24 protein-coding genes are annotated in these 24,476 nt (G+C 48.8%); 10 read left to right on the top strand and 14 right to left on the bottom strand.

Features of this window, described 5'->3' with window-relative positions; translation table 11 throughout:
- From GVJ32_RS03285 to GVJ32_RS03260, 6 genes are all read left to right on the top strand, one after another.
- The coding region (locus GVJ32_RS03285) for a transposase (RefSeq protein WP_200841315.1) at positions 1–253 on the top strand (253 nt) is incomplete at its 5' end.
- A 20-nt stretch (positions 254–273) separates the two neighbouring features.
- Complete coding sequence (locus GVJ32_RS03280; protein WP_159238587.1) at positions 274–498, top strand: hypothetical protein; 225 nt, start codon at positions 274–276, stop codon at positions 496–498.
- 36 nt (positions 499–534) lie between these two features.
- Positions 535–1,839: a spinster family MFS transporter gene (locus GVJ32_RS03275; protein WP_159238586.1), complete on the top strand. Its 1,305-nt coding sequence runs from the start codon at positions 535–537 to the stop codon at positions 1,837–1,839.
- 143 nt (positions 1,840–1,982) lie between these two features.
- Positions 1,983–3,740, top strand: coding sequence for a vWA domain-containing protein (locus GVJ32_RS03270; protein WP_159238585.1), 1,758 nt, complete (start codon positions 1,983–1,985; stop codon positions 3,738–3,740).
- The gene (locus GVJ32_RS03265; protein WP_159238584.1) at positions 3,740–4,540 is read left to right on the top strand and encodes a hypothetical protein; all 801 of its coding nucleotides are present in this window, start codon (positions 3,740–3,742) and stop codon (positions 4,538–4,540) included. Before GVJ32_RS03270 ends, GVJ32_RS03265 begins: the two co-directional genes overlap by 1 nt.
- Positions 4,533–5,093: an RNA polymerase sigma factor gene (locus GVJ32_RS03260; RefSeq protein ID WP_159238583.1), complete on the top strand. Its 561-nt coding sequence runs from the start codon at positions 4,533–4,535 to the stop codon at positions 5,091–5,093. Before GVJ32_RS03265 ends, GVJ32_RS03260 begins: the two co-directional genes overlap by 8 nt.
- A gap of 120 nt (positions 5,094–5,213) precedes the next feature.
- Here the strand turns inward: GVJ32_RS03260 and GVJ32_RS03255 are convergent, their stop codons facing one another.
- Positions 5,214–6,182, bottom strand: a complete 969-nt coding sequence (locus GVJ32_RS03255) for an NAD(P)H-dependent flavin oxidoreductase (protein ID WP_159238582.1) — start codon at positions 6,180–6,182, stop codon at positions 5,214–5,216.
- Positions 6,183–6,214: 32 nt separating this feature from the next.
- Entirely contained in the window at positions 6,215–7,351 is a 1,137-nt protein-coding gene (locus GVJ32_RS03250) for an acyl-CoA dehydrogenase family protein (RefSeq protein ID WP_159238581.1), read from the bottom strand.
- 148 nt (positions 7,352–7,499) lie between these two features.
- Here GVJ32_RS03250 and GVJ32_RS03245 point away from each other — a divergent pair, with 148 nt between their 5' ends.
- On the top strand, positions 7,500–8,414 hold the full coding sequence (locus GVJ32_RS03245) for a LysR family transcriptional regulator (RefSeq protein WP_159238580.1): 915 nt from the start codon (positions 7,500–7,502) through the stop codon (positions 8,412–8,414).
- Here the strand turns inward: GVJ32_RS03245 and GVJ32_RS03240 are convergent.
- The 8 genes from GVJ32_RS03240 to GVJ32_RS03205 form a co-directional block, all read right to left on the bottom strand.
- Complete coding sequence (locus GVJ32_RS03240; RefSeq protein WP_159238579.1) at positions 8,411–8,779, bottom strand: DUF2834 domain-containing protein; 369 nt, start codon at positions 8,777–8,779, stop codon at positions 8,411–8,413. The two genes, GVJ32_RS03245 and GVJ32_RS03240, sit on opposite strands and share 4 nt — an antisense overlap.
- A gap of 45 nt (positions 8,780–8,824) precedes the next feature.
- Entirely contained in the window at positions 8,825–9,679 is an 855-nt protein-coding gene (locus GVJ32_RS03235; RefSeq protein WP_159238578.1) for a MaoC/PaaZ C-terminal domain-containing protein, read from the bottom strand.
- Between the two features lie 14 nt (positions 9,680–9,693).
- A complete protein-coding gene (locus GVJ32_RS03230) occupies positions 9,694–10,605 on the bottom strand; it encodes an SDR family NAD(P)-dependent oxidoreductase (RefSeq protein ID WP_235035020.1) in 912 nt (303 codons plus the stop codon).
- A 2-nt stretch (positions 10,606–10,607) separates the two neighbouring features.
- Complete coding sequence (locus GVJ32_RS03225) at positions 10,608–11,774, bottom strand: acyl-CoA dehydrogenase family protein (RefSeq protein WP_159238577.1); 1,167 nt, start codon at positions 11,772–11,774, stop codon at positions 10,608–10,610.
- 61 nt (positions 11,775–11,835) lie between these two features.
- The gene (locus GVJ32_RS03220; RefSeq protein WP_159238576.1) at positions 11,836–12,723 is read right to left on the bottom strand and encodes an HpcH/HpaI aldolase/citrate lyase family protein; all 888 of its coding nucleotides are present in this window, start codon (positions 12,721–12,723) and stop codon (positions 11,836–11,838) included.
- A gap of 14 nt (positions 12,724–12,737) precedes the next feature.
- Positions 12,738–13,193, bottom strand: a complete 456-nt coding sequence (locus tag GVJ32_RS03215) for a MaoC family dehydratase (protein WP_159238575.1) — start codon at positions 13,191–13,193, stop codon at positions 12,738–12,740.
- A gap of 32 nt (positions 13,194–13,225) precedes the next feature.
- Positions 13,226–14,425, bottom strand: a complete 1,200-nt coding sequence (locus GVJ32_RS03210; protein ID WP_159238574.1) for an acetyl-CoA acetyltransferase — start codon at positions 14,423–14,425, stop codon at positions 13,226–13,228.
- Positions 14,425–15,858 carry a 3-oxoacyl-[acyl-carrier-protein] synthase III C-terminal domain-containing protein gene (locus GVJ32_RS03205; protein WP_159238573.1) on the bottom strand — a complete coding sequence of 478 codons (1,434 nt, stop codon included), beginning with the start codon at positions 15,856–15,858 and terminating at the stop codon, positions 14,425–14,427. Before GVJ32_RS03205 ends, GVJ32_RS03210 begins: the two co-directional genes overlap by 1 nt.
- A gap of 199 nt (positions 15,859–16,057) precedes the next feature.
- Here GVJ32_RS03205 and GVJ32_RS03200 point away from each other — a divergent pair, with 199 nt between their 5' ends.
- From GVJ32_RS03200 to GVJ32_RS03190, 3 genes are all read left to right on the top strand, one after another.
- Positions 16,058–17,788 (top strand): enoyl-CoA hydratase-related protein, encoded by a 1,731-nt coding sequence (locus tag GVJ32_RS03200; RefSeq protein WP_159238572.1) that lies wholly within the window; start codon positions 16,058–16,060, stop codon positions 17,786–17,788.
- A 96-nt stretch (positions 17,789–17,884) separates the two neighbouring features.
- Positions 17,885–19,042, top strand: a complete 1,158-nt coding sequence (locus GVJ32_RS03195; protein ID WP_159238571.1) for an acyl-CoA dehydrogenase family protein — start codon at positions 17,885–17,887, stop codon at positions 19,040–19,042.
- Between the two features lie 270 nt (positions 19,043–19,312).
- Positions 19,313–20,458 (top strand): phosphotransferase, encoded by a 1,146-nt coding sequence (locus tag GVJ32_RS03190; RefSeq protein ID WP_159238570.1) that lies wholly within the window; start codon positions 19,313–19,315, stop codon positions 20,456–20,458.
- A gap of 103 nt (positions 20,459–20,561) precedes the next feature.
- Here the strand turns inward: GVJ32_RS03190 and GVJ32_RS03185 are convergent, their stop codons facing one another.
- The 4 genes from GVJ32_RS03185 to GVJ32_RS03170 form a co-directional block, all read right to left on the bottom strand.
- A complete protein-coding gene (locus GVJ32_RS03185; RefSeq protein ID WP_159238569.1) occupies positions 20,562–21,341 on the bottom strand; it encodes a helix-turn-helix transcriptional regulator in 780 nt (259 codons plus the stop codon).
- Positions 21,342–21,466: 125 nt separating this feature from the next.
- Complete coding sequence (locus tag GVJ32_RS03180) at positions 21,467–22,255, bottom strand: enoyl-CoA hydratase-related protein (RefSeq protein WP_159238568.1); 789 nt, start codon at positions 22,253–22,255, stop codon at positions 21,467–21,469.
- Between the two features lie 38 nt (positions 22,256–22,293).
- The gene (locus GVJ32_RS03175; protein WP_159238567.1) at positions 22,294–23,058 is read right to left on the bottom strand and encodes an SDR family oxidoreductase; all 765 of its coding nucleotides are present in this window, start codon (positions 23,056–23,058) and stop codon (positions 22,294–22,296) included.
- A 161-nt stretch (positions 23,059–23,219) separates the two neighbouring features.
- Positions 23,220–24,461, bottom strand: coding sequence for an acetyl-CoA hydrolase/transferase family protein (locus tag GVJ32_RS03170; protein ID WP_159238566.1), 1,242 nt, complete (start codon positions 24,459–24,461; stop codon positions 23,220–23,222).
- Between the last annotated feature and the right edge of the window lie 15 nt (positions 24,462–24,476).

Raw genomic sequence — 24,476 nt, 5'->3', positions numbered from 1 at the left:
AAAGGTAATGGCGCATATTGATTCTTTGGAGGGAATGATCGAAATCGTTTTTCTTCCTGCCTATGCGCCTGATTTAAACCCAGATGAACTGGTTTGGAACCAGATGAGAAATATGGGTACATCGAAAAAGCCTCTTAAGAAAGGCGAGTCGCTTAAAAATCGAGCGATAGTGGATTTAGAGAAAATTCGACGAAACAAGAAGCTCGTAAAATCCTTTTTTAAAGAAGCGACTGTATCCTTTGCTGCCGCCTAGGTAGTACTTATCTTGCCGATATGCAGTTAGTGCCGCTGGAAGATCAAATTAGTAGTAATAATTTCCATTTTCCCACTAAAAATCTTGATATTGATTTTATTGCGCCGGTGCCCAAGGGCGCCTGGATAGAAATTGAGGCAGATTTAGTTAGGGAAACCAAGGGTACCTTGTATTCCCACGCCGTAATGAAAGTGGATGGCCGTATCGTGGTTCGCACCACGGCCTGTTATCACATTGCGAAATAATTAAAGCAGAAAATAAAGATAATTTGTGGAGTTGTGATGAGCCTAGAAAGCGCTAATGTAAGATCTGATGGCTATAGTAATAGTCGCTACCGTTATTACGCCTTAGCGCTGCTGACGACTTCCTATATGTTTAATTTCGTAGATCGGCAAATACTGTCGATCTTGCAAGAACCGATCAAGGCCGATTTGGGCTTGTCAGATACCCAGCTCGGCTTATTGACGGGCTTTGCCTTTGCGGTTTTTTATATTGTGATGGGCCTGCCTATTGCGCGCTGGGCAGATAGAGGAAATCGCAGAAACATCGTCGCTTATTCCGTTGGGCTGTGGAGCATGATGACCGCCGCTTGCGGCTTGGCGCAAAATTATTGGCAATTGCTGCTGGCGAGAATTGGTGTAGGCGTGGGCGAGGCAGGTTGCAGTCCGCCAAGCCACTCAATGATCTCAGATATCTTCCCCATGAAAGAGCGGGCAACCGCCATTGCTACCTACAATAGTGGCGTCAATATCGGCATGCTAGTCGGCTTTTTAATGGGCGGCTGGATTCAGGAATATTTCGGCTGGCGCATAGCCTTAATGGCGGTGGGTATTCCCGGTATTCTACTGGCCTTGGTCATTAAATTTACGGTTAAAGAACCCCAGCGGCAGGTGGCTAAAGCACTTGAAAATCAAGCCGCAGAAGCTCACCCGACACTGCTGGAAACCATCACACTATTGTGGTCAAAGAAAACGTTTCGCTACATGGTCTTTGCTGGCGCACTCGCTTCATTTAGCGCTTACAGCTTGTATAGCTGGACGCCATCATTCCTGATTCGCAGCTTTGGTATGAGCACCGGTACCGTCGGTAATTGGCTGGCGCTAACCATTGGCGTGGGCGGCGCTCTTGGCACATTTTCCATGGGCTATGTGGCCGACCGCTTGGGCTTAAAAGATCGCCGCTGGTATCCCGGCACTATCGCACTGGCCTATGGCTTACCGCTGCCGCTAGTGGCGGCAATGTTACTGAGTAGCGACGGAACGACATCGTTGTTATTTTTTATTATTCCCGCGGCCTTGCAGGCGACTTACCTTGCGCCATTGATTACAGTCACCCACAGCTTGGTTAAACCGAGTATGCGCGCGGTGTCCTCGGCGGTGGTGTTATTAATGGTCAATTTAATCGGTTTGGGTTTTGGCCCAGTATTGGTTGGTGGTTTAAGTGATTATTTAGAGCCGACTTACGGCAATGAAAGTCTACGCTATTCGCTGCTGTTTTGGGTGAGTGCTGCAACGATAGCGTGCTTAGTTTTGTGTGCACTGACGGCAAAGCATATTCGTAAAGATATGCCGGAGCAGACTAATTAAATAGATGGTCGTCGAGGTTTTATGTATGCACAATTAAGTGGCTTAACAATATGGATGAAAAAATAGTTTACAAGCTACCCTGACAATCCCTTCTCCGTTGCGTTTATACAAATGACAGCAGCATAAATCAACGGAGAACGACCATGCGCTATATCATCACACTGTGTTTGTTTTTAGTCGTCGCAGGCACATTCTTTGTGTTTCAGACGTCAAATGATCCTATTTTGTCAGATGTTCCTAAATCCACATTGCCGCTAAGGCATAGCATTAATGAGATTGACGATTCGCAACATCCTGCGGTGGTCTACCAAGAGCAAGTTGACCAGCAAATTATTGCGGTGAAACCGGCGCCGGCACATCTAGCCAATAATATGAGTTCTGCGGTAGAGGCTGAGCCACGCCGGGCCCATGAATACTCAAAACTCGCGGCAGATATGGCGTCGCCAATGCTAATTACCCGTAGTCCGGTGGGGCAAGTATTGCCGCTGGATCGCGAAAATTATGCCGCTAGGAACGAGAATCGATTTTTATCAGTAGCTCTTTCGCCTTTATCCACCTTTGGTTTAGACGTCGATTCTGCGAGCTATTCCAATGTGCGCCGGCAAATCAATCAAGGCTCGGTGCCGATTCCATCTAGTGTGCGTTTAGAAGAGATGGTGAATTATTTTGACTATCACTTTCCTGCACCGACTGATGGGCATCCGCTAGCGATTATGTCTGATTACGCCGTAGCGCCGTGGAATCCCAATCATCGATTGGCGATGATCGGTGTTAAAGCGATAGATCAGAGCAGCACGAGTGATAAGGGCGCTCGCATTACCTTTTTGCTAGATACCTCTGGCTCGATGAACAGTACAGATAAACTGCCGTTACTGATTCGTAGTTTTCAAACTTTGTTGTCCAATTTAAAACCACAAGATCAAGTTGCTATTGTGACCTACGCGGGGAGTGCGGGTTTGGTGCTAGCACCGACGCCAGTTACCGAAAGCGATCGTATTTATCAGGCATTGTCTAATCTTACTGCGGGTGGCTCTACTGCCGGTGGTGCTGGTATTCAGCTTGCTTACGATGTTGCGCGTAAACAGTATGATGAAAACGCTACTAATTTGGTGATATTGGCGACTGACGGTGATTTTAATGTTGGTGTGAGCGGAGATGGTGAGCTGAAATCGATGATTGAAAAACAACGTGAAAGTGGCGTTTTTCTGTCGATAATTGGTATGGGTACTGGGAACTACCAAGATGCCAAGATGCAGATTCTCGCGGAAGCTGGTAATGGTGTCGCGCATTATTTAGACTCTGACTCAGAAACACAGCGTCTTTTTGGTTCTGAACTCATGCGTACGCTTCATATAGCCGCTAAAGATGTAAAAATTCAGGTCGAATTTAATCCCGCTGCGGTTGCTCAGTACCGCCTTCTTGGATACGAGTCACGGGTAATGAATACTGAAGATTTCCGCGACGATAAGAAGGACTCCGGTGAAATCGGCGTAGGCCATTCCGTTGTCGCGCTCTATGAAATTATTCCTAGCGGCATTGGCGCCACACCTGATATCGAGCGGCGTTACCAGAGCACTCGCACGGCAGGTAGCGAGGCTATGGAGCTGGCTTATGTGAAAGTGCGTTACAAACAGCCTAGTGGCGACAAGGGTATTGAGTTCGCTCACGCCATGACCACTAAAGCCAAGTCTATCGAGACTGCTACAGCTGATTTGCAGTGGGCATCTGCGGTGGCAGAATTGAGCCTGCTATTGTCAGAATCCGATCACGCTGGGTCTGCCAGCCTTCACGCCGTTTTAGCTCGCGCCAAAGGGATAAGTGCCAAGGTAAATGATGCTAAACGTAGCGAATTTGTTAAGCTGCTTGAACAAATCAGCCCAAGGCTATTAGCGCAAGAGTAATGACTGAACATATCGATGATTGGCTTAAGCGGCTGGCTGACCCCGCCGCATGCGAAACCGAGAAGGAACGGGCTGTCATGAATGCAGTTCGTTCTGGCTTGCGTGCCGCAGAGCCTGCTACACAAATAGATCAACTTGCTTTGCAACGGTTGCATAAGCGTCTTGCTAGCGAGGGAGTGTACGACGCTGCCATTGCGCGATCTCGACGTTTTCACGTGTTTGGCTACGCTGCTGTGCTGTTATTAGGCGTGAGTATTATTTTGAATTATGCCGTTACGGATAAGCCGCTTCACGAAGCGGCTCTGCAGCTCTCTGAAGAAAGCGCGACTAAACGTGAGTCCTATTCAAAGCAAATACAGGCAGCGAATGATGAGTTGGCAGTTGACGAGCGGGAAATGACTCAATTTTCTGACTCTAGTATTGTCGATGAAGCGGTCGCGCAAATGGCCTCCCGTGCGAAGCAGGAAATGTCAGTATCTGCATCGCCAGAGCAATATGGGCGCGCCGATAGCGGTAGCGAATTCGACGCTGATAGTGTTGCCTCGAAGCCAAGAACGCTTAAATATTTAAATTCGCCAATAGAATTGCGCCTTACCGCGACGCAGTGGCAGGCCTTATCTGAACTAAATCACGAAGGAATTTCTCTTTCTGAATCCGAAGCAGAGGGAGTATGGGTACTTATTCTTAATAGCGAGTCCAGTAAGGCGCGTTGGATAAATGCCCTTCCAAAACCCTATAAAATGGAGAGCTGGCCTCTCAATACAGAAATTGAAATACAGCTTGTTAGCGCCGATGACTAGTCTTAGCAACACAGATGTTGATCGTCTAATTACCGAGCTACAGCTCGGTGGAGAATGTCGTAAACTCGCGGTTACTCAGCTATACATGGCGTTTGCTGAAAAAATAATTCGATTTTTAAAAATTCGCGGTATTGCTGACGTCGAAGCGGAAGACGTTCTGCATGATATTTTTATCGCCTTTATTGATCGTGCGACTAGTTTTACGCCAATAGGGCAGGGGCGGGGCTGGGTTTGGACGGTTGTGAGATCAAAGCTCGCTGATCGCTATCGCAGCACAGAGAAAGCCACGTCATACGTGGATGGGGATGACTGGCTTTTTGATGAAGAAAGTTATGATGAAGATCGTTTAAAAGCCTGCATAGAGGGGCAGATGTCGGTATTCACTCGCGACAATCCCGAAGGAGCGCAAGCATTGTCTTGGGTGATGGATGATGAGTTGGATCTGCGCACAGTAGCCGATTTGCTAGGCAGGAGTTATGGCGCCACGCGAGAATTTATGAGCCAGATTAAACATAAATTAAGGACATATATTGATATTTGTCTTGCGAGTTAAGCTCCGCTGAGTTGGTTGTGTTGTTTAATCATTGGATGAAAAACAGCTAAGTTATATTTTAATTACGTGGTTTTGTATTGCGGGCGCGACCAGCCAATAGGGCGTGATCGCGCGCTAGAACTATGACATGCGTTTGATAAAATCCGCTTTTGCGGCCTTATATTCGAGTGTCATACGCTCTACCAACTCGGCGGTGGGGACGATTTTCTTTACGGCTGAAATGCCTTGTCCGCAGCCCCAAATGTCTTTCCAGGTATTAAAGCTCTGGCTGCTTTCGCTTACGTCTATGGCTTTCTCGGGGTCGCGTTTTAGTTTTTCTGGGTCTAGGCCTGCACGTTTGATTGAGCCAACTAAAAAGTTAGCCGGTACGCCGCTAAACGCATCTGAGGTCAGAATGTCTTGAGCGGTGCTTTCAACGATCATGTTTTTGTAATCTTCCACCGCGTTGGCTTCGGTGGTCGCAATAAATGGCGAGCCGATGTAGGCCAAGTCAGCGCCCGTTGCCAGTGCCGCTAATACATTTTGGCCAGTGGCGATGCAGCCAGACAGTGCGAGGGGGCCGTCCCACCATTCACGGATTTCTGAAATTAGCGCAAAGGGAGAGGTGCTGCCGGTGTGGCCGCCCGCGCCGGCTGCGACTGCGATAAGACCGTCGACACCGCCCTCGACTGATTTTTTGGCTTGGCGATTAGAAATAATATCGTTGAAAACAATACCGCCATAAGAGTGCACAACCTCACAAATTTTCGGTGCAACATAGAGGCTGACAATAACGATAGGCACTTTGTATTTTGCGATAATGTCTAGGTCGCCCATCAGTCTGTCATTGCTCGGATGAGAAATCTGATTAATCGCAAAGGGGGCCGAAGGCTTGTCTGGGTTCGCCGCATCGTACTCGGCCAGTGCGGTTTGGATTTGTACTATCCAATCTTCTAGCTGGCTTTGGGGTCTAGCGTTCAGTGCCGGCAGTGAGCCGATCATACCGGCTTTGCATTGTTCGATAACTAGTTCGGGGGTAGACGCAATAAACATCGGCGCGGCCATGGCGGGCAGGCGCAGATTTTTTGTCATAAATTCGGGTAGTGACATGGTTATTTCCTCGTCGGAATTTTTTTCGCTATTTAAATAGAGCGGCTAATTAAATCTTTCATGATTTCAGAGGTGCCGCCGTAAATGCGCATGACTCGCGCGTCGCGCCACAATCTTGCAATTTCGTATTCTTCAATGTAGCCGTAGCCACCAAACATCTGCAGACAGTTGTCGACGATTTCACAGCGTAACTCGCTATGCCAAAGTTTGGCCGCAGCGGCTTCGGTGGTGGTAAGTTCTTTGTCTACTAGTGCTTGTATACAGGCGTCTAAGTGCGCCCAGCCTACCTGGAGCTTAGCTTTCATGTCGGCTAAAACAAAGCGAGTATTTTGGAAGTCGATGACCGCTTTGCCAAAGGCTTTGCGTTCTTTGACGTAATCTACTGCGAGATCATAGGCATGCTGGGCAGCGGCTTGGCAGGATATGGCGATGGAGAGTCGTTCCTGAGGAAGCTCTTTCATCATATAGATAAAGCCAGCGCCTTGTTCGCCCAGCATATTTTCTACAGGTATGAATAAGTCTTCGAAAAATATTTCGGCGGTATCAGAGGATCTATTCCCGACCTTGTTAAGTTTATTGCCTTTAATAAAGCCTTTTTGATCACAGCCAATTACAAATAATGAAATGGCCTTGGCGCCACTGTCGTCGCCGACGCGTGCCGCTATAACCGCAACATCGGCGTTAATGCCGTTGGTGATAAAGGTTTTTGAGCCGTTGAGAATAAAACCGCCCTCGACCGGCATGGCTTTGCTGCGCACGGCTTTTAAATCGCTGCCGGTGCTAGGCTCGCTCATACAGATGGCGCCAATCGCCTCGCCAGTTGCCATTTTTGGCAGCCAGTGTTTCTTAACAGACTCACTGCCGTAGTTATGAATGTAATGGGCGACGATGTCGTTGTGTACGCCAAAGGCGGGGCCAGTGGTGCCCGCTAATGCCGTCTCTTCAAGCAGAATGGCGTTAAATTTAAAGTCTAATCCGCCACCGCCGTATTCCTCTGGGATATCTGGTAAGAGCATGCCGTTGTCACCACAGGCTGTCCAAAACGCTCTGCTGACTAGGCCTTTGGTTTCCCATTCCTCTACAAAGGGCACCAACTCCTTGGCATACATTTTTTTAACACTTTCTCGAAAGAGTTGGTGGTCTTCGTTGTATAGCGTGCGCTTAGGCATGGGGTTTCCTCGTTATTTCATGTGGGCTTAGCACTGAATTACTTCTGTAGTGCTTTGGCTTGGTAAATCTATGAGATAGAGATTCGCAAAAGACAGACATTCCGTCTAATGATATTATTTCTACATTATTCATTTTTGGAATACCTCTGTGAATCCGACAAAATTAAAGCACGTGGTGGCGGTGGATCGCTGTGGCTCTTTTACTGCGGCTGCGAAAGCGGTGCATATTACCCAGTCAGCCTTAACCAAGAGCGTGGCTGAAATAGAGGGTGAGGCGGGTTTTGCCTTGTTTGAGCGCCATGCCAAGGGGGTGTATGCCACAGCGCAGGGCAGGGCGTTTATAGACCGCGCTGCGCGTATTGTTGCTGACTTAGAGCAGCTGAGCGCAGACACCAAGGCTGGGCGGCAATTAAGTGGCTCTCGGCTTAGGGTAGGGGTGTGTCCTCCGTCGCTAGTGTCCTTGCTAAATACTGCCTTGCCTAAAATGTTAAGCCAATACCCCGATGTTCGGATTGAGCAGACGGCGGGTTGGATTGAGCAGAGTATTCAGCATTTAAAGAACAGGGATATCGACTTGCTGGTGGGGCCGGCACCGGCGATACGCCAGCAAAGCCAATTTACAGTACATACGCTGGAGCCGTTTGGCATATGTTTCTTTGTGCGTAAAGGGCATCCGTTATGCGATCAATCAGTGGCAAAAATTGCTGATCTTAATCGCTACCCCATGGCGCTTGCCGATAAAAGTGTGGCCACCCCAGAGTTGATGCAAGAGCTATTTGGGCAACCGGAAATTCCAGCAAGCCAGCAATTACATATCATTGGTCACTTTGCGTCTGCCTGTAAAATTGTTCAGGCAACGAATACGATTGGTACAGTTGGGGCTAACTATAGAAAGAACACGCTGTTCTTAGAGAATTTTACTATTTTAGATGTGGCAACCGCGCCAATACCACTCGCCATTGCCTATCATTCTAAATGGCTACCAAGCCCGCCGATGACTGCCTTGGTGGATATATTAGAGTCTGAGCCGCATTGGGCTGATACGGCTCAGGAATGGCATTAAGCTGCGTTGTTTGGCTCAGTGCGATGCTTGTCTATATAGCGCTCGCGAACAATCAAGTACACGGGGAAGGTGAACGACACACCGATGTAAGAGAGTGCGACAAAAAACCAGCCCCACTTCATGCCCATGCCAATGCGGTGGGTATCAAACACTACCCATATCATGAACACCGCCCAGGCAATCATCATATCGATGCTTAGGAAGGCTGCGGTTCCACCTGCGGCGATAGCGTCGCCGAAAAAGGCGACGGGGTTGAGAATGTTGCCGCCGTTAGCCATCCAATCGAAGGCGTGTGGCCAAGTTAGCAGCATGGCGACAATACCGAGTAATAAAAATACTGCGTGTTTAATATTTTGTGCTGTCATGGTTACGTCCATTTTTGATTATTGTTACGTTGAATTTTAAAACAATTAACTACTAAACCGCGCCTTACATTTATTCAGAACAAGTCGACCGTTAGAGCTGGCTCGGAATAGCCAATCATTGTCGTCTTGTTGCCAGAATTCAAATTCAATTTTGTCACCTGGAATAACCGGAAAGGTGAACTGAGCGCTTAGCTCTTTTAGCGCAGGCGCCGGTTTGCCTAACGCTTGGCATACCGCCCAGCCAGCAATGGCGTAGCTGCAGTAGCCGTGCAATATAGGTTTTGAAAAGCCAGCTTGGGTCGCCACGTCGGGATCGACATGCAAAGGGTTCCAGTCACCAGATAAGCGATAAAGGATAGCTTGTCCTGGCGTGGTTTCTTGCACAGATGTCAAATCTGCAGCGCGCTCAGGAATGACCGATTGATTACCTTTGGGCATTGCTGGGCCGTCAAAACCGCCGTCGGCGCGGAGCATTAAAGTCTGTTCCAGCGTGCAGTAGCAGACCTCGGTTTCCGCGTCATAGATAGATCGTTTTACAACAATCACGGCACCTTTTTCAGCGCCGCGATCGTAAACTTCACTGATCTCCGCTTTGCCGATGACCTTGCCCGCCGGAGGTAAAGCTTGGTGGAAAACCGCATTTTGGCCGCTGTGAACAAGTTTGTTCCAAGTAATGCCGGTAGCGGGGTTTTTCACCCACATACCCAACGTTGCCATGGTGACGGCCATGGTGGGTAAGGTTTTTAAGTCTTGCTCATAAACATAGTTAAGCTCGTCGCGATTTAAGGGATCGCGACCAAGACCAACACCTAGCGCGTAGAGAATGCTGTCGCGTTCATTATAACTATGCTCAACATCGTCAAAGTGCCAATTGCGCAGGGTGTTGTAATCTATTGCCATGTTATATGTAGCTCTTAAACTGGATCCCAAGTGAAGACATCACCGGATTTATGCAATGGATAGAAATCGTTTTCAAACATCGGTAATACCCGATCGATAACGGTTTCTGGTGTCCAGCCGTCGCCGCTGTGTGCGGTGCGGATAGGGCGGCTTTGCGAGAACAAATAAATTTCATTGTTACGCACGCCAAATACTTGTCCGCTTACGTGTTTGGCTTGGTCAGAACACATGGCCACGGCAAAAGGGGCCAAGCGCTCAGGTACTAATTTCATTAGGCCTTCGACACGTTTTTTCTGTTCAGGTGTTTCGTTGGGAATAGAGCTTACCATCCGCGTCCACGCGAACGGTGCAACGGCATTAGAGCGTACACCAAAACGCTGCATATCTAGTGCAATGGCTTTAGACATACCAACAATACCGAGCTTGGCGGCGCAGTAGTTTGCCTGTCCAAAGTTACCCACTAAACCTGAGGTCGAGGTCATATGTAAAAAGGCGCCGCCAGCCTGTTCTTTAAAGTAGGGTGCTGCGGCACGGCTCATATTGAACGTGCCCTTAAGGTGCACATTAATAACGGCGTCGAAATCATCTTCTGTCATTTTATGAAAAATAACATCGCGTAAATTGCCCGCGTTGTTAATGACTGCGTCGATGCTGCCGAAGGTTTTCACTGTGGTTTCGATCATGCTGTGGGCAGCATCCCAATTACCGACGCTGTCGGTAAGCGCGATTGCTTTGCCGCCCATAGCTTCAATTTCTTTTACTACTTCATGGGCTGGGCTATCGCCGGTGCTGTCACCCTGTAGCGATACGCCTAAATCGTTAACGGCAACATTGGCGCCAGCTTCTGCTGCGGCAAGTGCGATGGCGCGGCCAACACCACGACCACCACCCGTTACTAAAACGGTTTTTCCGGAAAGCATGCTCATAATTAATAACTCTTTGGCAGGCCGAGAACTTTCTCAGCAATAAAGCAGCTAATAAGCTGTTCGGTGATAGGTGCGATGCGGGTTACGGTAACTTCACGCAGCAAGCGCTCTACATGGTATTCCTTGGCGTAACCCATGCCACCGTGAGTTAGCACGGCTTGCAAACATGCGTCGTAGCCTGCGCGTGCGCCGAGGAATTTCGCGGAGTTTGCTTCAGCACCGCAGGGCTGGTTGTTGTCATATAACCACGCCGCTTTCATGGCGGTGTTAAACGCGGCTTCTAAGTACATCCAGTTTTCAGCCAAAGGATGCTGAATACTTTGGTTTTTACCAATTGGACGACCAAATACTTCACGCTCTTTTGCATATTGGGTGGCGCGACGCAGGGCGTCTTGACCAATACCAATCGCTTCAACGGCAATTAGAATACGCTCTGGGTTTAGGCTGTGGAGTATGTAAGAAAAGCCTTTGCCTTCTTCGCCGATGAGATCTTCGTCAGGTACAAATAGGCCGTCGATAAACGTCGAATTTGAATCAACACATTTGCGGCCCATTTTAGGGATGCGTGTGACTTCAATTTTGCTGCGATCCATATCGGTATAGAAAATAGAGATACCGTCGGTAGGTTTTTTGCAGTCTTCAATTTTGGTGGTGCGCGCTAGCAACATAATTTTGTTGGCGACTTGACCGGTAGAGGTCCACACCTTTTGGCCGTTAACGATATAACCGCCTTCAACCTTTTGTGCAAAGGTGGTGATCTGGGTAGTGTTTAAACCGGCATTGGGTTCGGTGAAGCCAAAGCAGCACTGGTCTTCGCCAGAGACTAGGCGTGGAATCCAGCGTTGTTTTTGCTCGTGGGTCGCTTTAACAACGATAGGGTGTGGTCCAAATAAATTGATATGCACAGCAGATGTTGCTGCCATACCACCGCCGTGGCTGGCGATTTCGTGCATCATGATTGCCGCTTCAGTTACACCTAGGCCTGAGCCGCCGTATTCTTCTGGCATGGTAATGCCAAGCCAGCCAGCGTCTGCCATGGCGCGGTGGTAATCCCGTGGGAATTCACCATCTTCGTCGCGCTCTAGCCAGTAGTCGGCATCGAATTTTTTCATTACCGACGCAACGCCTTCGCGTAAGGCTTGGTGGTCTTCTGACATTGAAAAATCCATGTGTATTACCTCTGCTTTGACTGCTCGGTGCGCATCTTGTGTGCACCGAATATTTTGATGATTACTGAATATTAAATGCTTCTGCCAGTGACAAAACTCGCTCAGCTTGAACCTGATGTGGACGGTCTAGCATTTTACCGTTTAGACCAACTGTGCCTTTGCCGGGGTTTTCTGCAAACGCAGCAATAACTGCTTTGGCATGGGCAATATCGTCAGGCGACGGACTAAAGCATTCGTTAATAATGTCGACTTGATTGGGGTGAATCGCGATCTTGCCAAGAAAGCCTTCCCGACGTGCGGCGAGTGAATTAGCGCGCAGGCCGTCAGGGTTTTTAAAGTCGGTGTAGACAGTGTCTATGGCTTGAATCTCACCGGCACTAGCAGCCGCTAAACACAATGACCTTGCCATTTGATAGGTGAATGACAGCGCGCCATCTTCGTCGGTATTGGCAGAGGCGCCCAGTGCTGCAGACAAATCTTCTGCGCCCCACAATACGCCACTTAAGCGTGGGCGGTCAGCGTTGCCGTAGCTAGCGGCGTTAAGGAAGCCTTTACCGGTTTCGGTCATAACAGACAGTATTTTTATACTGCCCGCAGTCAAACCTTCACGGCGTTCTAGGGCGGCAAGATAATAACTAACTGTGTCGATGTCAGCTGCGCTATCGGGTTTTGGCACCATCACGCCAGCTAAGCCATCGCAGGTAATGGCGGCAAGATCAGACAGACAGTCGTCGGTGCATACTGGGTTGATGCGTACCCATAAGCGGCCGGGCATAGTAGGGCCCGTCGCTTGTAATACATCACGCACTTGGGTGCGTGCCATGGGTCTGTTTTCAGCAACAACGGCGTCTTCTAAATCTAGAATGATGGCGTCGGCATTACTCGCAATCGCTTTTTCAATCTTGCGATCAGAGTCGCCCGGTGCAAATAAAAATGAACGGTAAATCATCTGTAGGTCCAGTCTTAGTTAACAGGCTTTTTCATCATAAGCGCTTTGCGAATAGCAACGCACACCGCTACGCCGTCCTGATTAATACCCTTATGTTCAAAGGCGACAATCCCTTGGGTGGGGCGGGATTTACTTTCGCGTATTTCTAAAACCGTGGTTTCGCAGCGAATGGTATCGCCAGCAAATACCGGCGCAGGGTAGGTGACTTCGCCAAAACCCAGATTGCCGATGGTAGTTCCCACCGTAGTGTCTTGTACGCTCAGGCCAATAATTAAACCTAAGGTGAATACACTGTTCATCAGCGGTTTGCCGAATTCAGTTTTCGACGCGTAGTCGTGATCAATATGAATGGGCGCCGAGTTATAGGTTAGCGACGAAAACAGCATATTGTCGGACTCTAAAACAGTGCGACGAATTTCGTGCTTAAACACTTGCCCAATTGAAAACTCTTCTAAATATAAACCAGCCATTGCTGCCTCATTACCTTGTTGTAGATGAAAAATTAATCGAGTAAACCAAACAGACCTACTGCAGACACGCTATTGCTGGGTGAGCCACCTAAATTGTGAGTCAAGCCTAGTCTTACATTGTCACGTTGGCGATCGCCGGCACGGCCCTGAAGCTGTAGATACATTTCGTACACCATGCGTAAGCCAGTGGCGCCAACCGGGTGGCCAAAGCACTTTAAGCCGCCATCGATTTGAACTGGGATTTTGCCGTCTGCATCAAACTTGCCGTCGAGAATGTCGGTAATTGCACAGCCGTCTTTCGATAAACCCAAGTCTTCCATGGTGACTAATTCGGTCACAGAGAAGCAGTCGTGTACTTCGGCAAGGCTGATTTCTTGCTCGGGGTTTTTAACCCCAGCTTCAGCGTAAGCGCGCTTCGCGGCTTCGCGGGTGTTGACGACATAGCTGCCGTCCCAACCGTCGGCGCTGCTTTCCCAGCCATTGCTGGCGGAGATTTGAATGGATTTCACGACAACCGGATTATTTTTACCCAGTGTTGCTGCAATTTCGGGGGTGGTCACAATGGCGCAGGCGGCACCGTCACTCACGCCACAGCAGTCGAACAGGCCTAGCGGGTCAGAGATCATCGGCGCATTCAAAATAGTGTCGATGTCTACCGCTTTGCGCAAATGCGCTTTTTCATTGCGGGCACCATTTTGATGGCTTTTCCACGACACATGGGCCATGGCGCGTTTTAGGTCGTCTTTGCTAACGCCATAGCGTGCGCGATAGGCGCCGGCTAATTGGGCAAAGCCGCCCGGTGCGGAACCGTAGGGCATCCACAAGTCGTTGAATGTGCCTTTGGTACGTAACGGCAGGCCACCGTAACCAGTGTCTTTTAGTTTCTCAACGCCGACAGCAACGGCGATGTCAACGGCACCAGAGGCAACAGCGTAAGTAGCGGCGCGGAGTGCTTCTGTACCGGTGGCGCACATATTTTCTACCCGTGAAACGGGAATGCGTGGCAGGCGAAGGCCAAAGGCCAACGGTAGTGCAGAGTTACCGATATTGACGTCGTCTAGGGCGCTACCTAACCACGCGGCGCCAAGATCTTCTTTGGTGATGCCGGCATCGCTAAGTGCTTCGCTAAATGCTTCGGTCATTAATTCTTCGGCGCCTACATTCCAGCGTTCGCCAAATGTACTGCAGCCCATGCCAATGATGGCGACCTTATCTTTAATTCCGCTAGCCATCAGTTTTGCTCTCCGGTGGTGGTGTTTATGGGAGCAGCTTTCCAGAAGTAATGCCTGTATCCCCGTTCGCGGTCAATATGTTTAATTCTGAAGCGCATTTCTAATTCATCGCCAACATCTAAGCCCTCGCTGGGCACATCGACATATTCCATTGCCACGCGAGCACCGTTACCAAACTGAACCAAGCCGAAGCAGAACGGCGGTTGTGGCGTATACGTTAAATAGTCGGCGGTGTAAGACACTACGCTTGCGCGCTCGCTAGCAAGACAAACATCGATATATTGCGCGGGTGTTGTCGCCGCTTGATCCAGTGCAACGGGGCTTTTCGGAAACTGGACCGCGCCGCCGCCAGTAATTTTTCCGCCGGTAAAGCTAGTGATGTCGCGCTGATAGCGTGCATGTACGCTGAATGAGGTTTTATCTATGCGCTCGGCGCGTGGGCCGCAGTCGATGTCGAATAAGCCGCGTGAATTAATAAACGGCATATAGCTGCCTGCGCTACCACCTTGTAATTGTGCGTCTGTACTAGATGATTTTGTGGCCAAGGATTCAACCTTAAAGACCAAGGCATCGCAGCCATTGCCAAAGCTGGCAATCAAAATGGTGTCACCGACTTTGGCGCGCTCTAGCGCAAGTGCTAAACCAAAAATCGGGTGAGCACTACCTAGGTCGCCAGCATTGGCGACAATTTCTTGGGTGAGCAGGGTGGCGCTTAAACCCAGCTCTTTGGCTAAGGTTTTTTCACAGGCCGGTGAAGGGTCTGGTAATACCGCCCAGGTAATGTCGGCAGCTTTCAGGCCCGCTTTGTCGATTGCAGCACGAATCGTTGGTGCGGCAATACCACTAACTAGTTGTTCCTTTATCCAGCGTTCTTCGCCTTGATAAGGGTGGAAGCCAGTAGCGGTATAAAAATCTGGACTGTCTTCGTTACGGCTCTGCCAACCAATGCAGGTGGCCTGCGGTGCTGCATCTGAAACTAATACGGCGGCGCCCGCGTCGCCCCAAACAATTTCTGCCCAGCTACCCGGTCTGGCAATACGTTTTTCGCCGCTGAGGAGTAGGGTATTGCCGTTGCAGCGCAATGCTTGAATGAGTGCGCTGGTGGCGGCGCGACGGCTGGTGGCGGCGTCCGTGGTAATGACATCATTTGGCAGGCCTAAGGCCGCCGCGGCGATGGTGGCGGAGCTGCGATCAACAAAAGGGTGTGATGTAGAGGCAAACACACATTGATCTATTTGCACGCCGCTATTTAATAGGCCGCGTGAAGATTCCACCGCCATAGTAATCGCGTCTTCATCCCATGCTGCAGCACTGCGCTGGCCCTTGGATTTACCTTTTAAGGCGCTGATTGCCCAAGCGTGTGCTTTGGCGATTTCTGAGCGCGCTATACGGGCTTGGGGAAGATATGTACCAGCTACCGTTATTCCGTTCATATATGTACGTATTTTGCCTAGTGATTTTGATAAAAGGATAGCATGCGTACTTTACTGTTGCAAACATGTATGTATACTTACGTTCTAATTGATAGGCCTTTTTTGTAGCTGTATAAAACTTGTTCGAAATGCAGGTGGGCAGGTAAAAAATAGGATTTATACGAATTTTTTATTTTGATATATAGGTAGCTTTGATCGGATGGAAAACATACAGCTTGAGATCGACAGTCGCGGTATCGCCTTGGCAACATTGGATATGCCGGGGCGGCCCTTTAACGTTTTCTCTGAAGCGATGATGGCAGATCTGAGTAGCTTGATTGATACGGTTGACGCAAGCGATGGCAAGATCAAAGGGTTGGTGATCACCTCTGGAAAAAGTGCCTTCGTTGCCGGTGCAGATTTGGCGATGATTCAGGATTTCGGCACCATGCGTTTCAGTGCAACGAAAACCGAAATGCGTGAGCGTTATAGCTATTTGGGTTCTTTGTTTCGGCGTTTAGAGCGTTTACCGGTGCCGGTTGTTGCAGCTGTTAATGGCTTGGCGCTAGGCGGCGGGCTTGAAATTGCCATGGCCTGCCATGCGCGAGTGTGTGTTGAGTCCACTGCGCCTATCTTAGGCTTGCCAGAAATTTTACTAGGCTTGTTGCCGGGTGCCGGTGGCACCCAGCGGTTACCAAGATATATCGGGATTAAAGAATCGATAAAAATGTTACTGGACGGCGGCGCGATTAGCCCCGTTAAAGCATTCGAATTGGGATTGGTTGATGAGCTGAGTGAAGCGGATTCTCTGGTGGCTCGCGCACAAGACCTCGCTGCTAATATGGCCGCGGGTGCGAAGTGGGATAAGCCCAAGTTTGCGGTATCGGCAGAAGACCGTGCTTTTGTAGAGGCGCTAGGTGCTGAGCATGAAATGTTGGCGTTAACAGCTTGGAATAAGCAGCGCGCAGATTTATATCCAGCGGTTGGCGCGATAGTAAGTTGCGTTAAAGAAGGGTTCTTGCTGGATATTGATGCAGGTAGCGATGTTGAGTGGGACATCTTTGTTGATCTGATGAGTGATCCCATCGCTTCGAATATGGTGACCAGCTGCTTCTTGAATAAAACAGCCGCATCAAAACACGCTAAGCGTAGATTGGGCGTGGCAGGTGAATTGCCAGCATCAGTTGCTTGGCAGTCGGCGGTATCTGCGCCTACTCGTCTTCAAAAGCGCGTTGCCTTAGTCGATGAGGCAGCGGCAGACTTAGTCGTTTCTGATCAGATAACAGGGTTTGCAGATAAAACCGTCATTTTGCGGGATGTAGCCAAGGACGAATTTACTGTTGGCGGTGGTGCAGAAATTCATTTTTGCGGCGAGCTATCAGAATTTGTTGAGCTAGTCGGCCCTGCTGCTGATAAGACTAAGGCGGCAGCTGTTAGCCTATTGGCGACGCTGGGCATCTCTGCGGTAGTTGTTGATGGTGAGAGCGGTTCTTTGCGAACCATGGCGTCTGCATTGTCTGCTTATGTTAGCGAGACTGGCTTAAATGCAGAACAGCTTAGTCGGGCGGCGAGCTCGGTGGAGTTGGGTGCTGCCTTAACGGCGATGGGAATTGACGTTGATAGCCACACCAGTAGCACTGGCGTGGAAGATCGCAGCCACGGTTTGAATATGTTGGTAGTCGTTGCCTTGGCGGCATTGAATTCTTTAGAGGCGAGGTTCGCTGGCTCGCTAGCAAGCAATGTTGATGCTATCGAAGGTGTGGATTTACTCGCGATTTATGCGCTGAACTATCCGAAGTGGACCGGTGGGCCGCTGTCGTTACTTGCGATGTTGCAGCGAAAAGAGATAGATCCCGAATTATTAAATGACGAGTTGCAAACTGCCGTTGCGGCAGTGCAGTGGCGTTTAAAGGATGAGCGCGGTTATTGCGCAGTCGCTATAACTAAATAGTTAGGCGGCATTAGGTTTACAAGGGCTGGCGCAATGGGTTTTATGAATATTGTGACCAAGCGTATTTTGTGTTTAAGTAATAAATGGTGGTGCCTAATGATTGAAAGAACGCTTTTTAGCGAAGAACATGAGATTTTCCGTGAGTCGGTAAAGAAGTTTATCGAGAAGGAAATAGCTCCCTATCATGAACAGTGGGAAAAGGACGGTATTGTTCCGCGTGAGCTGTGGCTTAAGGCCGGTGAAGCGGGCATTTTGTGCTGTACTATTCCTGAAGAATACGGCGGTTATGGCGCTGACTACCTCTACGACGCTATCGTGTTCGAAGAGCTGTTCCGCTCAGGTTATTCCGGCCCCGGTTTCTTAATTCACGCGGATCTTGTCGCGACGTATATCCACAAGTTCGGCACCGAAGAACAAAAGAAACGTATTCTTCCCAAGATGGTATCTGGCGAATGGATAGGCTCATTGGGTATGACCGAGCCCCATGCGGGCAGCGATCTTAAAAATATTCGTACCAAAGCGGTTAAAGACGGTGACGACTACGTTATCAATGGCCAAAAAGTATTTATCTCAAATGGTCAGATGTGTGACATCTTGGTTTTGGCCACGAAAACGGACCAAGAAGCGGGCGCTAATGGCGTAACGCTGTTTATTGTTGAAGGTGATAGAGACGGCTTTATACGTGGTCAAAACCTCGATAAATTGGGCATGAAGGCACAGGATACCTCTGAGTTATTCTTCCAAGATGTTCGTATTCCAGCAACCAATATGTTGGGCGAAGAGGGTAAGGGCTTCAAGATCATGATGCACCAATTGGCCCAAGAGCGATTGGCGCAAACTATCCGTAGTGCAACAGTAACCGAAACGGTTATTGAGTGGACCGCTGAATACGTATCTCAGCGCGAAGCCTTTGGTCAAACCATTGCAGATTTCCAAAACACCCAATTTAAACTGGCTGAGCTTAAAGCTGAGGCTGTTGTGGGTCGTGTATTTACCGATAAATGCATCGAGTTGTTTATGGAAGGTAAATTGGACTCCGTAACGGCGGCGATCGCTAAAATGCAGCTGAGCAATCTTCACTGCAAAGCAGTTGATGAATGTCTACAGCTATTTGGTGGTTGGGGCTATATGTGGGAATACCCAATATGCCGAGCTTATGCCGATGCGCGTATTGTGAAAATAGCGGGCGGATCTATAGAGGTTATGAAGACCATCATCGCTAAAGATATTTTCAAAAAATACAAGAAAATATAATGCGGTAAGCCACAAACTCAGCGGGTATATCTACTCGCTGAGTTTGTGCTCTAAGAAATATACCTACCCACTAATAAAGTGTACTCCGTTGTTTGAATGGCGGGGATTGCTTTATGTCGCTATGCTTTTATTTCCATTCCACGTTATATCGTCTTTTTGACTTGATGTTGCCGAATAGACGGGAATCCGTCTATCGAGTGTATGGTCAATGCTTGTTAGTATCTCTGTAACGCTTATCGACTAAATATAATTACGCAGGTGTTCAGTGCAATGAAATTATCATTTGAAGAAATAAAATCCCGTTTTGATGCAGAGAGTGCAGCGCGCAGCGTTGTGACCAGCGCGGACCAAATTCCGATGGCCTACGAATTACTCAGTAATGAGTGGTTCACAGATGTGCTCTGCAAGAAGCAGCCAGGTACAAAGGTAAGCAATTGGCGTTTAGGCGATGAAGACGAGGGTACCTCGAGCCGCCGCAGAATATTTCTCGAATACAATAAGGCCGATTCTGGCCTACCAGAGAGTGTGTTTTGTAAATCCACATTTACCCTGGCAAGCCGCTGTTTGCTGGGTATGAATGGCGCGATTGAGGGCGAGGTGAATTTTTATAACATCATTCGTTCACAGTTAGATTTAGAGGCACCAAAGGGCTTGTTCTCAAACTTTAATCCAGAAACATTGAACTCCATTGTTATGCTGGAAGATATGAGTAATGACGTTACCTTCTGTGATCACCGTACCGTGGTCACAGAGAAAATGGCGCTTGAGCAGGTTTCCTTACTCGCAAAATTGCATGGCAAATATTACGAAAGTGACGCCTTTAAAGGTGAGTTGTCCTACCTGAATACCTGGGAAGATTTCTTCACTATTACTGCTAATGAAGCAGGGTTTGGGCCACAGGCAGATATCGGGTTTAAAGAGGCGAGGGAGGTGATTCCAGAGCGCCTCTTTAAGCAGGCAGAGAAAGTATGGCCCGCAACCCTGCAAAGCGTAGCGCGTCATGCGCAGCTTCCGCACACTCTTGTTCACTCAGATGTACATTTAAAAAACTGGTATATCACCGCCGATAATCATATGGGCTTGAGTGATTGGCAGTGTATGTGTGTTGGGCATTGGAGTCGTGATATTGCCTATGCACTTTCTACTGGCTTAGCGACTGCTGACCGCCGAGCATGGGAAAAAGATTTAATTATCCATTACTTGGCAGAGCTAAAAGCCAATGGCGGCCCAGAGACGCCGTTTGACGAGGCATGGACCCAGTATCGCCAGCAGCTGTTTGGTGCCTTGGCGTGGTGGACACCAGTATTAAGCCCAAATCCTGATGTGCCAGACATGCAGCCTAGAGATACCTCTTTAGAATTTATTAGTCGGATGACTCATGCGATTGACGACTTGGATTCTTTGAATAGTTTTTAAGGTCGAGCAATGAGTTCGCCCATGCTGAAAAAAGCATTGGCGATTCATGTTCCTTAAGTCGCTGGCAGCGTGATGTTCCCCCTAGCTGTCGGCACTTACGGGTTTATCTGGCGGTATGCGCCAATACCGCGATTAACTCTGTGCGACTATGGACATTAAATTTTTTGTAAATCTTTCGTAAATAATTTTCAACCGTGTATTCAGACAACGTTAAAGCGGCGCTGATCTGCTTATTGCTCTTGCCTTTGATTAGCTCGCCAACCACATCGGCCTCGCGCTGACTTAAGCCAAAATCACCTCGGTTTATTGCCGTTTCATTGAACCCATTTTGGGGCTGTGGAAGCTTAGTGCTGTTGTGATAAAGGTGGTGGCGAATGGATGAATCAATGAGATTGTCTGCGCAAACGCTGAGCCATTCTTCGGTAAGTTGGCTGGCGGCATCTAGCTGCAAATGGCGGCCATTACGAGCTTTGTTAGAGAGTAATAAGCCGACCACTAAATGTAAGTTGCTGCTAACGCGGTGGCTAAATGCCGCTGTTTCCCTATAGCCGGCATGGGCGAGAACGTCTTGATATAAAGTGTCGGAGTACGTGGTATCTGTGAGTTGAACCGATTTTTTTCTAGTCGTAATTTCGGTGCGACGTATGGCATCGCTGTTCGATGTACCTGCGTGAGGGAGTAGCGGATCATGCTGGCAAACACGTTTTGTATAGTTGTCTGCTAGCAGCTCAGAGATGCCATCATTAAATAAAAAACTAATAGGTTGCTGCGGGGTGTTGCGGTCGTAAAGGAGTAGCGCGATATGGCTGGCTTGGCTTAGCCGCATTATATCGTGGGAAAATTGCTTGTCTGTGCTGTTAAATTGGGTGTTATAGCTATTCATTTACTACCCCATTTATAGTTTTATCTGGAGTGTTTTAGCTTTTCTGGCACTTTGCCGAGTGACCTTCTTAATATTTAATTTTGATGAGGTAGCAGCCGTGCACTGTTGTACGGCTGCTTGGTCAATCAGAATTGACGGAAGTTAGGCTTACGTTTTTCGTTAAACGCATTTACGCCTTCTTGCGACTCTTCAGTATCGTAGTACATTTTAACGGCGTTTAGGCCCATCATGCTGATACCGCGAATAGATTCTGAATCGCAGTTGAATGAACGCTTAGCCAGCGCCATTGCAGTCGGGCTATGCTCCATAATGGTGTCACACCAGCTAGTCACTTCAGCTACTAGCTCGGCAGCGGGAACAACTTTGTTTACCAAGCCCATATCCATCATTTCTTGTGCAGTGTAACGCTTACACATATACCAAATTTCGCGTGCTTTCTTCTCGCCCACGATACGAGCCAAATATGCAGTGCCCCAGCCAGCGTCAACCGAACCCACTTTAGGTCCTACTTGGCCCATTTTTGCGGTGTCGGCAGCAATCGTCATGTCGCAGATAGTGGCAAGTACGTGTCCGCCACCAATCGCAAAACCATTTACAGCGGCAATGACTGGTTTTGGAATATCGCGAATTGCAGATTGCAATTCGTCAATGGGCAGGCCCACAACGCCACGACCATCGTAGTCGCCGTCGTGATTAGATTGATCACCACCAGTACAGAACGCTTTGTCGCCTGAGCCAGTTAATACCACTACACCTACGCTTTTGTCGCTAGCAGCGGTCAAAAATGCATGAATAAGCTCTTCAATTGTTTTGCCGCGAAATGCGTTGTAAACCTTGGGGCGGTTAATGGTGATCCACGCTGCGCCATTGCGGTTTTCGTAAGTGATGTCTTCATAAGGTGTGGTTGCAAACATAATAATTAACCTCTTTAAAACGGTATTTGAACGGGGGATTAGCCGTGCATTGTTAGTCCGCCGGAAACAGAAATTGTCTGTCCGGTGATGTAGTCAGCGTCGTCGCTGCCGAGAAACGCAATAATGCCTGCGTAGTCATCTGCTTGGCCCATGCGACGCAATGGAATGCCTCTAGCCATAGACTCTTTCCATTTTTGCGCTTCTTCACCTGTACCTGCCACGGCTGCCATTGCAGGGGTGTCAGTGGGGCCGGGGCAAACAGAGTTAACTAAAACATTGTTGCGGGCTAATTCGCGGGCAATAGATTTACCGAAAGCGATAGTGCCGCCTTTACAGGCTGAGTATACGGCTTCATGGCTTGTGCCAACGCGACCAGCATCAGAGGCAACATTGATAACACGACCAGCGTTGCGGGCAGCCATACGTTTACATACTGCCGCATGCATATGAATTGGGCCGTAAAGGTTTAGGTTGATAATTTTTTGCCACAATTCCGGCGTGGTTTTAAGGAAAGGAAGCACTTGATCCCAGCCCGCGTTGTTAACCAGCATCCAGACTGGACCTAGTGTTTCTTCAACTTGCGCCACTGCAGCTTCGACGGCATCCATATTGGTGATGTCGGCAATGAAGGGAGTGACGCTGCCCGCAGAGCTGGCTTTGGCGGCAACTTGCTCTGCCGCTGCGCCATTGATGTCGAATAATGCGACTTTGCAGCCTTCTTCGGCTAGGCGTAAAACTATTGCTTCACCAATACCGCTGCCACCACCGGTGACAATTGCAACTTTCCCATTTAAGCCTTTCATGTGTTGATAAACTCCTACTCTTTGAACGATTAAGAGGGCAAGACCTGTTTAAGGAAGACGCGCCCAGACTGTAAACTGTAATGATATCTATACTACATTAACTGTTCGCATGATTACAATATGCAAACACTTATCTTGACTTGTGCCGGCGTTTACATAGTTCATCCAGCGGCGTTTGTTTTTAGTTGCTCGCGGTGATCTGGGTGAGCGATGGCAATGATGCGTTCATGCCGTTCGCTTGGCGTGGCGCCGCGTAAATACGCCGCGCCGAACTCCGTTACCACGTAGTCAACATCAAACTGCGGAACACTAACCGGCGTGCCACTGCGGAATTTGGCAGTAATACGTGAGTGTTTACCGCTGGGGTCGGTCGAGGGTAGGGCAACAATCGACAGACCGTCTTGCTGGCGGCTTGCTGCCGCTGCAAAGTCGGGTAATCCACCTGGCGCGCTAACATATTTGTTGTTTAGCGTTTCAGCATTTACTTGGCCCAATATATCGACTTCTAATGCGGAATTAATGGAGTGCAACTTAGGTATATTGACCAAGACTGCGGGATCGTGGGTGAATTCCGCGCCGGCAATATTGAGTGAATTTAGGGTGGGTAATTGCTGGTATAAATTTTCGGAGCCGACAAATACTGCGGTTGTTAATGCATTTTCTTTGCGCAATGAACCGTTGCTTGCCATTGGCAATACTGAATCAGAGAGCATGCCGGTGTGAAAGCCAAGCTCGCGGTGTTCGCTCAAAGCGGCTAGCAACTGCGAGGGTATTTTACCTAGACCGATTTGCAGCGTAGCGCCGTTGGGGATAAGTGCGGCGATATGTTTGGCGATGGCTTCGGAAATTTCATTACTGCTACCAGCGTCATAGCTTTCTAAAGCGGCGCTGGATGTCGCGGTTGCAGTGAAACGCTCAAGAGGAATACTGGGTGCACTCGGAACGTTTGGTGTATTGGCGTTAATAACCCCGAGAACTTTACAGTCTCGTGCGAGTAGGCTCGGTAGAAACTCGGCATGTGGTCCAAGTGAGCATTGGCCGTCGATAGGCGCGGCTACTTGCGCAACAATCCAGTCGATGCGGGTGTTGTCCGCAGTTAAATACTGCTGTATTTGTTTAAAGCTTATGGGGCGAAATTTTATGGCACCTTTTTCGTAATCACTACGAAATTGGCCTTGCATAAAAAACACCGCCATTTTTCGATCAGTCTCAGCATTGCAGAGATTGCGCGTATTAATGCCCGGTACAAAGCTAGTAATAAATGTGACGCCAGGTGCTAGCTCAGCTTGGTTTACTAGTATTTCCGTTAGCTCGCTGGGTTCGCCAGCGCTGCCTGGAATAAAAACGGTGTCGCCAGGTTTAAAGTGGGCAATAAGTTGTTCAATTCCAGATACAGTGCTCATTTTTTTTACGCCTTA

This window comes from Zhongshania aliphaticivorans, from assembly GCF_902705855.1.
In the GTDB taxonomy this organism is placed as follows: Bacteria; Pseudomonadota; Gammaproteobacteria; order Pseudomonadales; family Spongiibacteraceae; genus Spongiibacter; species Spongiibacter aliphaticivorans_B.
The sequence above is the reverse complement of the archived record's forward strand: the minus strand, read 5'-3'. Positions and strand labels throughout refer to the sequence as shown.

Coding starts and splice junctions, on each gene's coding strand:
- GVJ32_RS03280 (WP_159238587.1), top strand. CDS start 274: ATGCAGTTAGTGCCGCTGGAAGATCAAATTAGTAGTAATAATTTCCAT.
- GVJ32_RS03275 (WP_159238586.1), top strand. CDS start 535: ATGAGCCTAGAAAGCGCTAATGTAAGATCTGATGGCTATAGTAATAGT.
- GVJ32_RS03270 (WP_159238585.1), top strand. CDS start 1,983: ATGCGCTATATCATCACACTGTGTTTGTTTTTAGTCGTCGCAGGCACA.
- GVJ32_RS03265 (WP_159238584.1), top strand. CDS start 3,740: ATGACTGAACATATCGATGATTGGCTTAAGCGGCTGGCTGACCCCGCC.
- GVJ32_RS03260 (WP_159238583.1), top strand. CDS start 4,533: ATGACTAGTCTTAGCAACACAGATGTTGATCGTCTAATTACCGAGCTA.
- GVJ32_RS03255 (WP_159238582.1), bottom strand. CDS start 6,182: ATGTCACTACCCGAATTTATGACAAAAAATCTGCGCCTGCCCGCCATG.
- GVJ32_RS03250 (WP_159238581.1), bottom strand. CDS start 7,351: ATGCCTAAGCGCACGCTATACAACGAAGACCACCAACTCTTTCGAGAA.
- GVJ32_RS03240 (WP_159238579.1), bottom strand. CDS start 8,779: ATGACAGCACAAAATATTAAACACGCAGTATTTTTATTACTCGGTATT.
- GVJ32_RS03235 (WP_159238578.1), bottom strand. CDS start 9,679: ATGGCAATAGATTACAACACCCTGCGCAATTGGCACTTTGACGATGTT.
- GVJ32_RS03230 (WP_235035020.1), bottom strand. CDS start 10,605: ATGAGCATGCTTTCCGGAAAAACCGTTTTAGTAACGGGTGGTGGTCGT.
- GVJ32_RS03225 (WP_159238577.1), bottom strand. CDS start 11,774: ATGGATTTTTCAATGTCAGAAGACCACCAAGCCTTACGCGAAGGCGTT.
- GVJ32_RS03220 (WP_159238576.1), bottom strand. CDS start 12,723: ATGATTTACCGTTCATTTTTATTTGCACCGGGCGACTCTGATCGCAAG.
- GVJ32_RS03215 (WP_159238575.1), bottom strand. CDS start 13,193: ATGGCTGGTTTATATTTAGAAGAGTTTTCAATTGGGCAAGTGTTTAAG.
- GVJ32_RS03210 (WP_159238574.1), bottom strand. CDS start 14,425: ATGGCTAGCGGAATTAAAGATAAGGTCGCCATCATTGGCATGGGCTGC.
- GVJ32_RS03205 (WP_159238573.1), bottom strand. CDS start 15,858: ATGAACGGAATAACGGTAGCTGGTACATATCTTCCCCAAGCCCGTATA.
- GVJ32_RS03200 (WP_159238572.1), top strand. CDS start 16,058: ATGGAAAACATACAGCTTGAGATCGACAGTCGCGGTATCGCCTTGGCA.
- GVJ32_RS03195 (WP_159238571.1), top strand. CDS start 17,885: ATGATTGAAAGAACGCTTTTTAGCGAAGAACATGAGATTTTCCGTGAG.
- GVJ32_RS03190 (WP_159238570.1), top strand. CDS start 19,313: ATGAAATTATCATTTGAAGAAATAAAATCCCGTTTTGATGCAGAGAGT.
- GVJ32_RS03185 (WP_159238569.1), bottom strand. CDS start 21,341: ATGAATAGCTATAACACCCAATTTAACAGCACAGACAAGCAATTTTCC.
- GVJ32_RS03180 (WP_159238568.1), bottom strand. CDS start 22,255: ATGTTTGCAACCACACCTTATGAAGACATCACTTACGAAAACCGCAAT.
- GVJ32_RS03175 (WP_159238567.1), bottom strand. CDS start 23,058: ATGAAAGGCTTAAATGGGAAAGTTGCAATTGTCACCGGTGGTGGCAGC.
- GVJ32_RS03170 (WP_159238566.1), bottom strand. CDS start 24,461: ATGAGCACTGTATCTGGAATTGAACAACTTATTGCCCACTTTAAACCT.